Source organism: Comamonas humi (assembly GCF_054782535.1).
In genome coordinates, this window is record NZ_BAAGSH010000005.1 from 342,706 (window position 1) to 357,259 (window position 14,554).

Annotated in this window: 13 protein-coding genes; all 13 read left to right on the forward strand. The window is 66.7% G+C overall.

Annotated features, from left to right (window positions below; genetic code table 11):
* Positions 1–79 precede the first annotated feature (79 nt).
* The 13 genes from ACYVKR_RS05900 (at position 80) to mraY (ending at position 14,552) form a co-directional block, all read left to right on the forward strand.
* A complete protein-coding gene (locus tag ACYVKR_RS05900; RefSeq protein WP_460479872.1) occupies positions 80–1,180 on the forward strand; it encodes a CobW family GTP-binding protein in 1,101 nt (366 codons plus the stop codon).
* 352 nt (positions 1,181–1,532) lie between these two features.
* The gene (gene dksA / locus ACYVKR_RS05905; RefSeq protein WP_460479873.1) at positions 1,533–2,015 is read left to right on the forward strand and encodes an RNA polymerase-binding protein DksA; all 483 of its coding nucleotides are present in this window, start codon (positions 1,533–1,535) and stop codon (positions 2,013–2,015) included.
* Between the two features lie 51 nt (positions 2,016–2,066).
* Positions 2,067–3,725, forward strand: a complete 1,659-nt coding sequence (locus tag ACYVKR_RS05910; protein WP_460479874.1) for a type IV pilus assembly protein FimV — start codon at positions 2,067–2,069, stop codon at positions 3,723–3,725.
* 109 nt (positions 3,726–3,834) lie between these two features.
* A complete protein-coding gene (locus ACYVKR_RS05915; RefSeq protein WP_460479875.1) occupies positions 3,835–4,608 on the forward strand; it encodes a glycine zipper 2TM domain-containing protein in 774 nt (257 codons plus the stop codon).
* 73 nt (positions 4,609–4,681) lie between these two features.
* Entirely contained in the window at positions 4,682–5,227 is a 546-nt protein-coding gene (gene hslV, locus ACYVKR_RS05920; RefSeq protein WP_460479876.1) for an ATP-dependent protease subunit HslV, read from the forward strand.
* Positions 5,228–5,304: 77 nt separating this feature from the next.
* Positions 5,305–6,621, forward strand: coding sequence for an ATP-dependent protease ATPase subunit HslU (gene hslU / locus ACYVKR_RS05925; protein ID WP_460479877.1), 1,317 nt, complete (start codon positions 5,305–5,307; stop codon positions 6,619–6,621).
* A 403-nt stretch (positions 6,622–7,024) separates the two neighbouring features.
* A complete protein-coding gene (gene mraZ / locus ACYVKR_RS05930; protein ID WP_460479878.1) occupies positions 7,025–7,450 on the forward strand; it encodes a division/cell wall cluster transcriptional repressor MraZ in 426 nt (141 codons plus the stop codon).
* A gap of 7 nt (positions 7,451–7,457) precedes the next feature.
* A complete protein-coding gene (gene rsmH / locus ACYVKR_RS05935) occupies positions 7,458–8,387 on the forward strand; it encodes a 16S rRNA (cytosine(1402)-N(4))-methyltransferase RsmH (protein WP_460479879.1) in 930 nt (309 codons plus the stop codon).
* 43 nt (positions 8,388–8,430) lie between these two features.
* Positions 8,431–8,718: a cell division protein FtsL gene (ftsL, locus tag ACYVKR_RS05940; protein WP_460480078.1), complete on the forward strand. Its 288-nt coding sequence runs from the start codon at positions 8,431–8,433 to the stop codon at positions 8,716–8,718.
* On the forward strand, positions 8,715–10,460 hold the full coding sequence (locus ACYVKR_RS05945) for a peptidoglycan D,D-transpeptidase FtsI family protein (protein WP_460479880.1): 1,746 nt from the start codon (positions 8,715–8,717) through the stop codon (positions 10,458–10,460). Before ftsL ends, ACYVKR_RS05945 begins: the two co-directional genes overlap by 4 nt.
* A complete protein-coding gene (locus ACYVKR_RS05950; RefSeq protein ID WP_460479881.1) occupies positions 10,457–11,983 on the forward strand; it encodes a Mur ligase family protein in 1,527 nt (508 codons plus the stop codon). Before ACYVKR_RS05945 ends, ACYVKR_RS05950 begins: the two co-directional genes overlap by 4 nt.
* A 2-nt stretch (positions 11,984–11,985) precedes the next feature.
* Positions 11,986–13,380, forward strand: coding sequence for a UDP-N-acetylmuramoyl-tripeptide--D-alanyl-D-alanine ligase (locus ACYVKR_RS05955; RefSeq protein ID WP_460480079.1), 1,395 nt, complete (start codon positions 11,986–11,988; stop codon positions 13,378–13,380).
* Positions 13,374–14,552, forward strand: a complete 1,179-nt coding sequence (gene mraY, locus ACYVKR_RS05960) for an MraY family glycosyltransferase (protein WP_460479882.1) — start codon at positions 13,374–13,376, stop codon at positions 14,550–14,552. The genes ACYVKR_RS05955 and mraY overlap by 7 nt, the downstream gene beginning before the upstream one ends.
* Positions 14,553–14,554 lie beyond the last annotated feature (2 nt).

Below are 14,554 nucleotides of genomic sequence, written 5' to 3' on the forward strand. Positions count from 1 at the left end.
CGCAGTCGGCCGCCATTTAGTACGATTGCCGATTCCCTGCGCGGGCCGTGCCGCCTGCATCGTCACCATCCGAGGTCGTATGTCGCTTATTCCTGTCACCATCCTTACCGGCTTCCTGGGCTCGGGCAAGACCACGCTGCTCAAGCGCGTGCTGCATGAAACCCACGGCATGAAGATCGCCGTGATCGAAAACGAGTTCGGCGAAGAGAACATCGACACCGACATCCTGAAGACCGAGTCCAAGGAACAGATCCTGCAGATGAGCAACGGCTGCATCTGCTGCACCATCCGCGAAGACCTGCGCGAGGCCCTTCAGCTGCTGGCCGCCAAGCGCCGCAAGGGCCTGGTGGAGTTCGACCGCATCGTGATCGAGACCACCGGCCTGGCCGATCCGGGACCGGTGGCGCAGACTTTCTTCATGGACGACGAGATCGCCGAGAGCTACCTCATCGACTCCATCCTGACGCTGGTCGATGCCAAGCACGCCAACCAGCAGCTCGACACGCGCCAGGAGGCACGCCGCCAGGTGGGCTTCGCCGACCAGATCTTCCTGTCCAAGACCGATCTGGTGACCGAGGGCGAGAAGGACGAGCTGGTCCACCGCCTCAAGCATATGAACCCGCGCGCACCGATCACCGCCGTGCATTTCGGCGAGGTGCCGCTGGCCGAGGTGTTCGACCTGCGCGGCTTCAACCTGAATGCCAAGCTGGACATCGACCCCGACTTCCTGAAGGAAGACGATCACGACCACAGCGACTGCGACCACGACCATGGGAAGTGCGACCATGACCATGACCACGGCCATGCACACGAGCACCACGACCATGACCACGAACATGGCGAGCACTGCAACCACCCGCACCACCACCATCACGACGACGATGTGAAGAGCTTCGTCTACCGCGCCGACAAGCCCTTCGACCCCGCCAAGCTCGAGGACTTCCTGGGCGCGATTGTCAACATCTATGGCCCGCGCATGCTGCGCTACAAGGGCGTGCTCGACATGAAGGGCACCGAGCGCAAGGTGATCTTCCAGGGCGTGCACCAGCTGATGGGCAGCGACCTCGGACCGCAGTGGGCCGAGGGCGAGCAGCGCGCCAGCCGCATGGTCTTCATCGGCATCGACCTGCCGCAGGACATCCTGCGCCAGGGCCTGGACCAGTGCCTGGTGGCAGCCTGAGCGGGCGCTGGCTCAGGGTAAACACGAGCCGGGAGGCGGCCCGCTGCAAGGGTAATCGGTTGTTCTCGGTCCACAATGCCAATTACAATCGCCGCCCGATGGCCCGAGGAACGCTCGGGCAAGGCTGGCAGACGAAGGTGCCGCAAGCGGTCGCGCAGGTCACGCAATGATTTGTTGCAAGCTCGAAAGTGCCTTCCGGTCATGGCGAGCCAATGGAGCGGCATACAGGATATAGTCCTTGATTGCCCGGGGAAGAATGTCACCGGCTATCGACCGTGATGGCCCTGCATTCTTGTGTTGTGGAGGCGGCCTGGCCGTCATTGAGAGTACTGCCCAGTCAGTCCAAAAAGCTATGCCTACGAATTTGCAAACCACGCCGAAACGGGACTCCAAGCTCAGCACCGCCTGGAAGACCAAGCCTGCGGACGAATTGACGGACGACGAAGTGCTCGCTATGCCTGACAGCGAGTACATGAACGAGAAGCAGCTGGCGTTTTTCCGCCACAAGCTGGTGCAGCTCAAGCGCGACATGCACATGAATGCGGACGCAACCACCGAGAACCTGCGCGAGGACACGGTGATCGTGCCCGATCCGGCCGACCGCGCGACCATCGAGGAAGAGCACGCGCTGGTGCTGCGCACCCGCGACCGCGAGCGCAAGCTGCTCAAGAAGATCGACCAGTCGATCGCGCGCATCGACGCCGGCGACTATGGCTACTGCGACGAGACGGGCGAGCCCATCGGCGTGGGCCGCCTGCTGGCGCGCCCCACGGCCACGCTGTCGCTGGAAGCGCAGCAGCGCCGCGAGCTGAAGCAGAAGATGTTCGGAGATTGACGGAGCATCGCCGGGGCCATGACCCCGGCGGCCGTATCGGAGGAGGGTGGGATGAGTGATGACCAGAAGCCCGGCAGCGGGCTGCTGTCCAAGGTGGTCCGTTTCGTCACCAAGCCGACGATGCAATGGTCGGAACTGGACAAGCCTCAGGCCGAGGACAATCCGGAAGAGCAATATTCCAAGCAGATGCTCAAGGAAGTTATGGAGCGCAAGCGGCGCAATGACTTCGTGCGCAAGCTCGAGTTCGACCAGCTGCGCAAGATCCGCAAGAGCGCCGGCAAAGGCAGTGGCAGCCCGACGGAGCTGCAGACCGGGCGAGGCTCCGGCATGGGCGCGGAACCTGCGCCAGGCATGGCGTCGGAGGCGGCCGACAGCCAGGGCCGCAGCAGCACGCTGAAGAAAATCAACGACATCGAAAAGCAGATGTCCCGCCAGTGGTGGTCGGGCGATGCGCAGGCGGCAGGACCGGCCACGGTGCCCGTGGCGCCCGCCGTTTCGCCGGCGGCAGGCGTGCCCGCGACGGTGGCGTCCGCTCCCCAGTCCCTGCCAGCCGAGCCGCTCGCGGCGCCCAGCGCATTGGCGGTCGATTCCGCGCTGGACCAGCCGGAAAGATTCGTCCACGACGCAGACCTGGAAGAGGCCGCGGTGCTGTTCGCCAACGGCGATACCGCCGGCGCCGAGGCATCGCTGCTGCGCCTGGTGGAGGCGCGCCAGAGCGACCGCATGGGGCAACTGGCCGTGTGGCTCACGCTGTTCGACATGTACCGAGCCGTGGGCGACCAGACCAAGTTCGACTACCACGCCATCGAGTTCGCCGGCAAGTACGGCCGCTCGGCGCCGGTGTGGTTCTCGCTGCCCGAGCAACTGGGCACCTCGCCCATGCAATTGGGCGCGGCGGGTGATGAGGCGGCCAAGGCCCTGAACTGGCAGGCGCCCGCGGCGCTGAGCGTGGCCTCGCTGACCGGCCTGCAGGCCAACCTGCGGCGCACGCCGCCGCCGTGGACGCTGAACTGGTCGCGCCTGACCGAGATCCGCCCCGAGGCGGTGCTGCCGCTGACCACGCTGTTCCGCTTCTGGGCCGAGAACGCCGAGGCGGTGGTGCGCTTTGCCGGCGTGGGCAAGCTGGTGGCCGTGCTCGAGGCGGCAACGCCGGTGGGCGAGCGGCAGGTGCCGCAGGATTTCTGGAACCTGCGCCTTTCGGCCTTGCGGCTGATGGGGCTGGAACACGATTTCGAGGCCGTGGCGCTGGACTACTGCCTCACCTATGAGGTCTCGCCGCCATCGTGGAAGGACCCGCTGGTCGACTTTGCCAGCGACAGCAGCGAGCTGGAGGCGGTGCGCTACCACTCCACCCGGGCTGCGCGCCTGGACTTTGCCGATTCGGACATCCCCGGCGCCAAGGGCGGCGAAGGGCCGCTCGCCGTGCTGGAAGGCCGGATCGAAGGCGATGCGATGCACCTGCTGCAGCCCTTCGATGCGCTGATGCAGCCCTTCGATGCGCTGATGCAGCCCGGCAAGCCGCTGACCGTGCACTGCGACCGCTTGGTGCGCATCGATTTCGTGGCCGCGGGCTCGCTGCTGAACTGGGTGGCCGAATGCGAGCAGAAGCAGGTGGCGGTGCAGTTCAGCAACCTGCACCGGCTCAATGCCGTGTTCTTCAACCTGATCGGCATCAACGAGCATTCGCTGGTCATGCAGCGCGAGAACTAGGCGCCTGCCGTGCCTTGGTGCAATTGTTTGCACCTGGATGCACTCTGTTGCACCGCAGCACAGGCGTGGGGGCACAATGGCGGCCCTGACAACGAATGCCATGAACTCCATGTCTGCTCCCTCTGCTGCTTCCGCCATTGGCAAACCCTCGCGCGAGAACGTCCTGTGGGCCGCCATCGGCGCGCTGGTAGTCGCCCTGCTGTGCCTGATTGGCCTGATGGCCTGGGGCCGCTCCTCGCCGGGAATCGCGGCGGCCGCACCGCTGCCCGCAGAGCAATTGCAGGCCCAGCCGCAGGCACTGGCCTCGGGCGGCGCAGTCGGCAATGCCATGGCCCCGCAGGCCTGGGCGCCGCAGCAGGGCGCCATGGCTGGGCAAACCCAGCCCCCATCCCAAGCCATGCAGGCGCCGGCCATGATGCCGGCGGCCCAGCCGGTCGAGCAGCCCATGGCGCCGCCGCCGGTGGCGGCGTGCAAGACCTGCGGTGTCGTCGAGTCGGTGACGCCGGTGCAGCATGCCGCGCAGCCTTCGGGCGTGGGCATGGTGGCCGGCGGCGTGCTGGGCGGGGTGCTGGGCAACCAGGTCGGCAAGGGCTCGGGCCGTACGCTGGCCACGGTGGCCGGCGCAGTCGGCGGCGGCTATGTGGGCCACCAGGTCGAAAAGCGCATGCACACCACCACCAGCTACCGCATCGCCGTGCGCATGGATGACGGCCGCCTGCGCACCGTGGACCGCGGCGAGCCGGTGGCCGTGGGCAGCCCGGTGCGGCTGAACGGCCAGAAGCTGAGCCTGGCGGGTGCCGCACCGCAGCCCGCGCCTGCGCCGCGCCAGGCGCCGGCCTACCGCCAGCAGGCCCCGGTGACGACGGCCTATACGGGCGGCTGAGCCCCCGAAGTCTCGGCTGGATACCTTTCGGGGTCTTGCAATCAGGGCTTCGATCCCCAAGTGCCGGGATACTATGGAACAGTACCACGGCACCACCATTCTCAGCGTGCGGCGCGAAACGCCGCAAGGCATCCAGGTCGCGATCGGCGGCGACGGGCAGGTCACGCTCGGCAACATCGTCGTCAAGGGCACGGCGCGCAAGGTGCGCAAGCTCTACCAGGGCAAGGTGCTGGCCGGCTTTGCCGGCGCCACGGCCGACGCCTTCACGCTGTTCGAGCGCTTCGAGGCCAAGCTCGACAAGCACCAGGGCCACCTGACGCGCGCTGCCATCGAGCTGACCAAGGACTGGCGCACCGACCGCGTGCTGCGCCGGCTGGAGGCCATGCTGGCCGTGGCCGACCACAGCGCCTCGCTCATCATCACCGGCAATGGCGATGTGCTGGAGCCCGAGCAGGGCATCGTGGCCATTGGCTCGGGCGGCGCCTACGCACATTCGGCCGCCAAGGCGCTGCTGAACAACACCGAGCTGTCGGCGGAAGACGTGGTGCGCAAGTCGCTGGCCATTGCCGGCGAGCTGTGCATCTACACCAACATGCACCACACCATCGAAGTCCTGTGACTTTGATGCTTCTATATTAATAGCTGCTAGCGCTTGATGGATAAGCGCTAGAGGCACTTTTTATATAAATCTTCCCCATGTCTTCCATGACCCCTCAGGAAATCGTTTCCGAACTCGACAACCACATCGTCGGGCAGGCCAAGGCCAAGCGGGCCGTGTCCATTGCGCTGCGCAACCGCTGGCGCCGCCAGCAGGTGGCCGAGGGGCTGCGCGCGGAGATCACGCCGAAGAACATCCTGATGATCGGCCCCACCGGCGTGGGCAAGACCGAGATCGCCCGCCGCCTGGCCCGGCTGGCCGATGCGCCGTTCATCAAGGTCGAGGCCACCAAGTTCACCGAGGTGGGCTACGTGGGCAAGGACGTGGATGCCATCATCCGCGACCTGGCCGAGATCGCCGTCAAGCAGACCCGCGCCTCGGACATGAAGAAGGTGCGCGCCCGCGCCGAGGATGCGGCCGAGGAGCGCATCCTCGACGTGCTCATCCCGCAGGCCCGCACCGGCGAGGTGGCGGCCGACAGCACGGCGCGCCAGGTCTTCCGCAAGAAGCTGCGCGAGGGCCAGCTCGACGACAAGGAAATCGAGATCGACCTGGCCGAGCCGCGGCCCAACATCGAGATCATGGGCCCGCAGGGCATGGAGGACATGGCCGAGCAACTGCGCGGCATGTTCAGCCAGATGGGGCAGGACAAGCGCCGCACGCGCAAGATCCGCATCGCCGAGGCGCTGCAGCTGATCGCCGACGAAGAGGCGGCCAAGCTGGTCAACGAGGAAGAGATCAAGCAGCGCGCGATCGAGAATGCCGAGCAGAACGGCATCGTCTTCATCGACGAGATCGACAAGGTGGCCGCGCGGCAGGAAACGAGCGGCGCCGACGTGTCGCGCCAGGGTGTGCAGCGTGACCTGCTGCCGCTGGTGGAGGGCACCACCGTCTCCACCAAGTACGGCATGGTCAAGACCGACCACATCCTGTTCATCGCCTCAGGCGCTTTCCACCTGTCCCGGCCCAGCGACCTGATCCCCGAGCTGCAGGGGCGCTTCCCGATCCGCGTGGAGCTGGAGTCGCTGTCGGTGAACGACTTCGAGGCCATCCTGACGCAGACCCATGCCTCGCTGGTCAAGCAGTACCAGGCCCTGTTGGCGACCGAGGGCGTGGCGCTCGACTTCCGCGCCGATGGCATCACGCGCCTGGCGCAGATCGCCTTCGACGTGAACGAGCGCACCGAGAACATCGGCGCCCGGCGCCTCGCCACGGTGATGGAGCGGCTGCTGGAGGAGGTCAGCTTCGACGCCGCGAAGCTGGGCGGCCAGACCGTGCTGGTCGATGCCGCCTACGTCGACTCCCGCCTGCAGACGCTGAGCCAGAACGAGGACCTGTCGCGCTATATCTTGTGACGCAAAAGCCGGCGATTCCGGGCGGGACGCCCTGGTTTCGCCCCTAAAATCGACGGTTGCGAAGTAAGCGCCTGCCAACTAGTTGGCAGGCGCTTACTTATTCTGCGGTGCTGGTATGGGTCGTTGAGGTGAGTGCAACTGAATGTATCTTGTTGGCCGCGGCACGTAGCATATTCAATCTAAGAAGTCGCATCCATAGAGTCTCCTAAGTGCTTATCGGGTAATGAATTTTTGGTTCAAAAAATCCATCGAAACCTGCCGGTAAGTCGTTGATTTCATTGCAAAAGATTGTGGTGCAGCTTGGTTGGCTAGGTATTTCCTGATACAGTGGGAAAAAGTGCACTTTTGTGGGAAAAAGTGCACTTCCCACCCACCGTCAACCAACACCTCAAAGGCCCGCTTCGTGTTCCAGGGAGCATCTTCGATCAGCCTCGATGCGAAGGGTCGGTTATCCATACCGACCCGGCACCGTGACGTGCTGCTCAAGAACGGCGGCCAGTTGACGATCACCCGCCATCCGCATGGCTGCCTGATGGTCTTCCCGCGCGACGAGTGGACGGTGTTCAGCGCCCGGGTCGCGCAACTTCCCATCAGTGCCCAGTGGCACAAGCGCCTCTTCCTGGGCAACGCCATGGACGTGGAAATGGATGCCACCGGACGCATCCTGGTCTCGCCCGAGCTGCGGGCCGCAGCCCATATCACGAAGGACGCGATGCTCATGGGCATGGGCAGCCACTTCGAGCTGTGGGACAAGGCCACCTACGAGGAAAAAGAAGCCGAGGCACTCCAGCAGGAGACGCCTGAGGCATTGAAAGACTTTGCATTCTGAGGCGGCCGTGCAAGTAACGACATACGAACACACCACCGTCTTGCTCCGGGAGGCCGTGGAGGCCCTGGCGTTGCCCTCCGTGCGGCCCGATGCGCTGCTGGTGGACGGTACCTTCGGCCGCGGTGGCCATTCGCGCGCCATCCTGGCAGGCCTGCCCGCAGGCGGCCGCCTGGTGGCATTCGACAAGGACGAGGAGGCGATCGCCGCGGCCGCGCAGATCGCCGATGCCCGGTTCAGCATCCGCCACCAGGGCTTCCAGCACCTGGGCGAGCTGGAACCGGGCAGTGTGTCCGGCATCCTGCTGGACCTGGGCGTGAGTTCGCCGCAGATCGACAGCCCGGCACGCGGCTTCAGTTTCCGGTTCGACGGCCCGCTGGACATGCGCATGGATACCTCGAACGGCCTCAGTGTCGCCGAGTGGCTGCAGGATGCGGATGTTCAGCAGATAGCGGAGGTGATTCGTGACTTCGGTGAAGAGCGGTTTGCTGGGCCCATTGCAAAGGCGATTGTTGCTCGGCGCGAGGCGGGATCTCCAATGGCGACCACCGCCGATCTGGCCGAGCTCGTGGCTGGCACGGTCAAGACACGAGAGGCGGGTCAGCACCCCGCCACGCGCACATTTCAGGCTTTTCGGATTTTCATCAACGCCGAGCTTGAAGAACTCCAGCAGGCGCTGAAGGCCAGCCTGCGCGTGCTGGCGCCCGGCGGGCGCCTGGTGGTCATCAGCTTCCACTCGCTGGAGGACCGCATCGTCAAGCAGTTCATCGCGCAGCACTCCAAGGAGGTCTACGACCGCCGCGCGCCTTTCGCGCCGCCCAAGCCCATGCTGCTGAATGCGCTGGCGCGCGTGCGCCCCGGCGAGCAGGAGGTGAAGGCCAACCCCCGCGCCCGCAGCGCGGTGATGCGGGTGGCCGAGCGTACGGAGACGCCGGCATGAACGCCGCCGCTGCCATGACCTTGGATACGGAGGTGCGAGCATGCTGCTGCGCCTGAACATCCTCTTGCTGCTGCTGCTGATCCTGAGCGCGATGGCGCTGATCCAGTCGCAGTACGACTCGCGCAAGCTGTTCACCGAGATGGACCGTGCGGTGGCCGAGTCGCGCCAGCTCGAGACGGACCACCAGCGCCTGCAGGTCGAAAAGCGCGCCCAGGCGACGCCGCTGCGGCTGGAGCAGATGGCGCGCGACAAGCTGGGCATGCAATCGGCCACGCCGGCGGTCACGCTCTATGTGCCGGAGCCCGTGGGCACGGCCGGAGGTGCACGATGAGCCGCGACCTGCGCTATTCCTCCAGCCCGCTGCTGGCCAGCAAGACGCCGCTGTGGCGCAGCCGTTTCTTCATGATGGCGCTGGCGCTGGGTTTCTTCGGGCTGGTGGCCCGGGCCGCCTACGTGCAGGTGATCGACAACGACTTCTTCCAGCGGCAGGGCGCGGTGCGCTTCGCGCGCACGCTGGAGCTGCCCGCCAACCGCGGCAAGATCCTCGACCGCAACGGGCTCATCCTGGCCTCCAGCGTTCCTGCGGCCAGCATCTGGGCCATTCCCGAGGATGTGGAGACGGACGACCCGGCGGTGCAGGCCAAGCTCAAGGAGATGGCCAAGCTGATGGGCATGCCCTACCAGGCGCTTAGTGCCAAGCTGGACGACGAGGACAAGACCTTCGTCTGGGTCAAGCGCCAGCTCGACTGGGATGTGGGGCAGAAGATCAAGGCGCTCGACGTGAAGGGCGTCTACCTGCGCAAGGAATACAAGCGCCAGTATCCCGAGGGCGAGCCGGCGGCGCACGTGGTGGGCTTCACCAACGTGGAAGACCATGGCCAGGAAGGCATGGAGCTGGCGTTCGACAAGGACCTGGCCGGCAAGCCGGGTTCGCGCCGCGTGATCAAGGACCGCCTGGGTCGCGTGGTGGAAGGCGTCGGGGTCGAGGTGCCGCCGGCCGACGGCAAGGACATCCAGCTGTCCATCGACAGCAAGGTGCAGTTCTTCGCCTACCAGAAGCTGCGCGACCAGGTGGCGGCCTTCAAGGCCAAGGCCGGCAGCGTGGTGGTCATCGACGCCCACACCGGCGAGGTGCTGGCCCTGGCCAACTACCCCAGCTACAACCCCAACAACCGCCTGCACCTGACGGGCGAGCAACTGCGCAACCGCGCCATCACTGACACCTTCGAGCCCGGCTCGACCATGAAGCCCATCACCATCGGTTCCGCGCTGGAGCTGGGCCGCGTGCGCAACGACACGGTGATTGATACCTCGCCGGGCAAGTACAACATCGGCGGCTTCACGATCTCCGACACGCACAACTACGGCGCGCTCACGGTGGACGGCGTGATCCAGAAGTCCAGCAACATCGGCGCCCTCAAGGTGGCGCAGCGCATGTCGCCGCAGGAGATGTGGACGGTGCATTCGGCGCTGGGCTACGGGCAGAAGCCCCAGATCGCCTTCCCCGGCGCAGCCAGCGGCCGCCTGCGCCCCTGGAAGAGCTGGAAGCCGGTGGAGCAGGCCACGATCTCGTATGGCTACGGCCTGTCGGCCTCGCTGTTCCAGATGGCGCGCTCGTACACGGTGTTCTCGAACGACGGCAAGGTGATTCCCGCCACCATGCTCAAGAGCACCGAGGCCCCGGTGGGCACGCAGGTCTTCTCGCAGAAGACCGCCGAGAAGGTGCGCCACATGCTGTGGCTGGCCGCAGGCCCTGGCGGCACCGGCCAGAAGGCCCAGACCGTGGGCTACTCGGTCGGCGGCAAGTCGGGCACGGCGCGCAAGCAGGCGGGCCGCGGCTATGCCGCAGGCAAGTACCGTTCGTGGTTCACCGGCATGGCGCCGATCGAGAATCCGCGCGTGATTGTGGCGGTGATGATCGACGAGCCGACGGCCGGTAGCTACTACGGCGGCACGGTGGCCGGCCCGGTGTTCAGCGAGGTCGTGCAGCAGACGCTGCGCATCCTCGGTGTGCAGCCCGACATGGCGGTCAAGCCGCAGATCGTAGCCACGACCGTGGAGGAGCCGCTATGAGCGTGGCTTCCACCCTTTTCACATTGCAGTCGGTCGACCAGGTGGTGGACTGGCTGCGCGCGCGCGTGCCGACTACCGGCACACTGCGCACCGACAGCCGGCAGGTACAGCCGGGTGACGCCTTCATTGCCTGGCCCGGCGGCGTCAGCGACGGCCGGGCCTTCGTGGCCGATGCCGTGGCCCGCGGCGCCGTGGCCTGCGTGGTCGAGCGCGAGGGCGCCGAGCCATTTGCGTGGGAAGGCCTGCCCGTGGTGGCCCTGCCTGCGTTGAAGGCCGCGAGCGGCCCTATCGCCGCGCAGTGGTTTGCGCACCCGAGCCGGCAGCTCGACGTGATCGCCATCACCGGCACCAATGGCAAGACCAGCACCAGCTGGTGGCTGGCCCAGGCCATCGGCCACCTGGTGGAGCGCGGCGTGCTGGCGCATCGCGGCAGTGCATTGGTGGGCACGCTGGGCGTGGGCGTTCCGCCCGACCAGCTGGTGAGTACCGGCATGACCACGCCCGATCCGGTGTTGCTGCAGCAGGAGCTGCGGCATTTTGCCGACCAGGGGCTGGGCGCCTGCGTGATGGAGGCCTCCTCCATCGGCATCGAGGAGCACCGGCTGGACGGTACGCAGATCCGCGTCGCGGTGTTCACCAATTTCACGCAAGACCACCTGGACTACCACGGCTCGATGGAAGCCTACTGGCAGGCCAAGCGTGCGTTGTTCGCATGGCCGGGGCTGCAAAGCGCGGTCATCCACCTGGACGACGCCAAGGGCGTGGAGCTGGCGGCCGAGCTGTCCGCGTCGGCGCTGGATCTGTGGACCACGTCGGCGGCGGGTGCCGAGGCACGCCTCACGGCCCATGGCATCCGCATGGCGGAGCAGGGCCTGGCCTTCGAGGTGCAGGAAGGCGCACAGCGTGTGGAACTGCGTAGCCAGGTGATCGGCCAGTACAACGTGGGCAACCTGCTGCAGGTGATTGCTTCGCTGCGTGCACTGGGTGTCGGCTTGCAAGACGCTGTGGCCGCCTGCCAGGCGCTGGCGCCAGTGCCGGGCCGCATGGAGCAGGTGACGGCGCCCGGTGCGCCGCTCGTCGCCATCGACTATTCGCATACGCCGGACGCGCTGGAAAAGGCGCTGGCCGCGCTGCGCCCCATGGCCGAGCAGCGTGGCGGCCAACTGTGGTGCGTGTTTGGCTGCGGCGGCAACCGCGATGCGGGCAAGCGGCCGCTGATGGGTGGCATCGCCCAGCGCCTGGCCGACCGCGTGATCGTCACCAGTGACAACCCACGGCACGAAGAGCCGCTGGCCATCATTGCGCAGATCGAGGCCGGCATGTCGGCCGGTGATGCGTGGCACACACAGCCCGACCGGGCCCTGGCGATCGCCGAGGCGATCGGGCAGGCGCAGCCGGACGACGTGATCCTGCTGGCCGGCAAGGGGCATGAGGACTACCAGGAGATCCGCGGTGCCCGTCACCCGTTTCTCGACATGGCGCAGGCGCAGGCCGCGCTGCAACGCAGAAAGAACCCCGCATGACGATGATGACGCTGCAGCAGGCGCTGGGCTTCATCCAGCCCCGCATCCCCGAAGCCCGCCTCGTGGGCGAAGGCGCCACGCCGCTGGCACGGGTACACAGCGACACGCGCACGCTGGCGGCTGGCGACCTGTTCGTCGCATTGCGCGGCGAACGCTTCGACGGCAACCGCTTCCTGGCCGAGGCCAGGACGGCTGGCGCATCCGCCTCGCTGGCCGAGGTGGACACGGCGGCCGCTGGCCTGCCGGGCATCGTGGCGCCCGATGCGCTGAAGGCCCTGGGTGCGCTGGCCACCGGCTGGCGCGCGCAGTGGAGCCTACCGCTGATTGCCGTCACCGGCAGCAACGGCAAGACCACGGTGACGCAGATGATCGCCGCGATCCTGCGTGCCGAGGCGGGCGAGGCAGCCCTGGCCACGCAAGGCAATCTGAACAACGAGATCGGTGTGCCGCTGACGCTGCTGCGCCTTGCGAGCAAGCACCGTCTGGCCGTGGTGGAACTGGGCATGAACCATCCCGGTGAGATCGCCGTGCTGGCACGCATGGCCCAGCCCACGGTGGCGCTGGTCAACAACGCGCAGCGCGAGCACCAGGAATTCATGCACACGGTGGAAGCCGTGGCACGCGAGAACGGCTCGGTGATCGAATCGCTGCCCGCCGACGGCGTGGCGGTCTTCCCCGCAGGCGATGCCTATACGGCGCTGTGGCAGGGCATGGCCGCCGGGCGCCGCACCTGCACGTTTGGCGACAGTGATGCCGCCGATGTGCAGTGCCGGCGGGCCGAATGGCTGGGCGATGCCTGGCAGCTGGAACTGCGCACGCCTCAGGGCGTGGCCAGCATCCGCCTGCATATCGCCGGCCGGCACAACCTGCGCAATGCGGCCGCGGCTGCGGCCTGTGCGCTGGCAGCTGGTGTGCCGCTGGCCTCCGTGGCCCAGGGGCTGTCGCAGTTCGTGCCGGTGCAGGGGCGCTCGCGTGCGCTCAGCGTGTCGGTGGGCGGCCGCACCATCACCGTGGTGGACGACAGCTACAACGCCAACCCGGACTCTATGCAGGCAGCCATCGACGTGCTGTCCGAGCTGCCCGGCCCGCAGCTGCTGGTGCTGGGCGACATGGGCGAGGTCGGCGACCAGGGGCCGCAGTTCCATGCCGAGGCGGGGCGTTATGCGCGCGACAAGGGCGTGCCGGCGGTGTTTGCCATGGGTGAGCTGTCGCGCCATGCGGCAGCGGCGTTCGGTGAAGGCGCGCGGGTTTTCGAATCTATGGAGCCGCTGCAGGCGGCGGTATTGGAAGCGTTGCCGCAGGTGGGCAGCGTGTTGGTGAAGGGGTCGAGGTTCATGAAGATGGAGCGGGTGGTGCAGAGCGTGCTGGCAGCCAAGGTGGAGGGCGCGGCATGCTGATGTGGCTCGCCCAATGGCTGCAGGGATTGACGCCCGAGCTGGGCTTTCTGCGCGTGTTCCAGTACCTCACCTTCCGGGCGGTGATGGGGGCGCTGACGGCGCTGGTGATCGGCCTGGTGGCCGGCCCGCGCGTGATCCGCACCCTGTCCGCGCTCAAGATCGGCCAGCCGATCCGCGGCTACGGCATGCAGACGCATCTGTCCAAGAGCGGCACGCCGACCATGGGCGGCGTGCTGATCCTGCTGTCGATCGCCATCGCCACGCTGCTGTGGGCCGACCCGTCGAACCGTTTCGTCTGGGTGGTGCTGGCGGTGACGCTGGGCATGGGCGCCATCGGCTGGGTGGACGACTGGCGCAAGGTGGTGCGCAAGGACCCGGAAGGCATGCGCTCGCGCGAAAAGTATTTCTGGCAGTCGGTGATCGGCCTGGGGGCCGCGCTGTACCTGGTGTTCTGCATTTCCGAGAACACCAATGCCGAGGTCTGGGACCTGTTCGTCTCGTGGGTCAAGTCGGGCTTCGCGCTGGACCTGCCGCCCAAGGCCGGCCTGTTGGTGCCCTTCTTCAAGGAGGTGAGCTACCCGCTGGGCGTGCTGGGCTTCGTGATCCTGACCTACCTGGTGATCGTGGGCACCAGCAACGCGGTCAACCTGACCGACGGCCTGGACGGCCTGGCCATCATGCCGGTGGTGATGGTGGGCTCGGTGCTGGGCGTGTTTGCCTATGTGAGCGGCAGTGTCACCTTCTCCAAGTACCTGCTGTTCCCGCACATCGGCGGCGCGGGCGAGCTGATGATCTTCTGCTCGGCCATGGCCGGCGCGGGCCTGGCGTTCCTGTGGTTCAACACCCATCCGGCGCAGGTCTTCATGGGCGACGTGGGCGCGCTGGCGCTGGGCGGCGCGTTGGGCACCATCGCCGTCATCGTGCGCCAGGAGATCGTGCTGGCCATCATGGGCGGCATCTTCGTGGCCGAGGCCATCTCGGTGATGGTGCAGGTGGTCTGGTTCAAGTACACCAAGAAGCGCTACGGCGAGGGCCGGCGCCTGCTGAAGATGGCGCCGCTGCACCACCACTTCGAAAAGAGCGGATGGAAGGAAACGCAGGTCGTCGTGCGCTTCTGGATCATCACCATGCTGCTGTGCCTCATCGGCCTCTCCACGCTGAAGCTGCGATGAAC

Excerpts from the sequence above, each read along its gene's own strand:
- ACYVKR_RS05900 (WP_460479872.1), top strand. The coding sequence starts at position 80 with ATGTCGCTTATTCCTGTCACCATCCTTACCGGCTTCCTGGGCTCGGGC.
- dksA (WP_460479873.1), top strand. The coding sequence starts at position 1,533 with ATGCCTACGAATTTGCAAACCACGCCGAAACGGGACTCCAAGCTCAGC.
- ACYVKR_RS05910 (WP_460479874.1), top strand. The coding sequence starts at position 2,067 with ATGAGTGATGACCAGAAGCCCGGCAGCGGGCTGCTGTCCAAGGTGGTC.
- ACYVKR_RS05915 (WP_460479875.1), top strand. The coding sequence starts at position 3,835 with ATGTCTGCTCCCTCTGCTGCTTCCGCCATTGGCAAACCCTCGCGCGAG.
- hslV (WP_460479876.1), top strand. The coding sequence starts at position 4,682 with ATGGAACAGTACCACGGCACCACCATTCTCAGCGTGCGGCGCGAAACG.
- hslU (WP_460479877.1), top strand. The coding sequence starts at position 5,305 with ATGTCTTCCATGACCCCTCAGGAAATCGTTTCCGAACTCGACAACCAC.
- ACYVKR_RS05945 (WP_460479880.1), top strand. The coding sequence starts at position 8,715 with ATGAGCCGCGACCTGCGCTATTCCTCCAGCCCGCTGCTGGCCAGCAAG.
- ACYVKR_RS05950 (WP_460479881.1), top strand. The coding sequence starts at position 10,457 with ATGAGCGTGGCTTCCACCCTTTTCACATTGCAGTCGGTCGACCAGGTG.
- ACYVKR_RS05955 (WP_460480079.1), top strand. The coding sequence starts at position 11,986 with ATGATGACGCTGCAGCAGGCGCTGGGCTTCATCCAGCCCCGCATCCCC.
- mraY (WP_460479882.1), top strand. The coding sequence starts at position 13,374 with ATGCTGATGTGGCTCGCCCAATGGCTGCAGGGATTGACGCCCGAGCTG.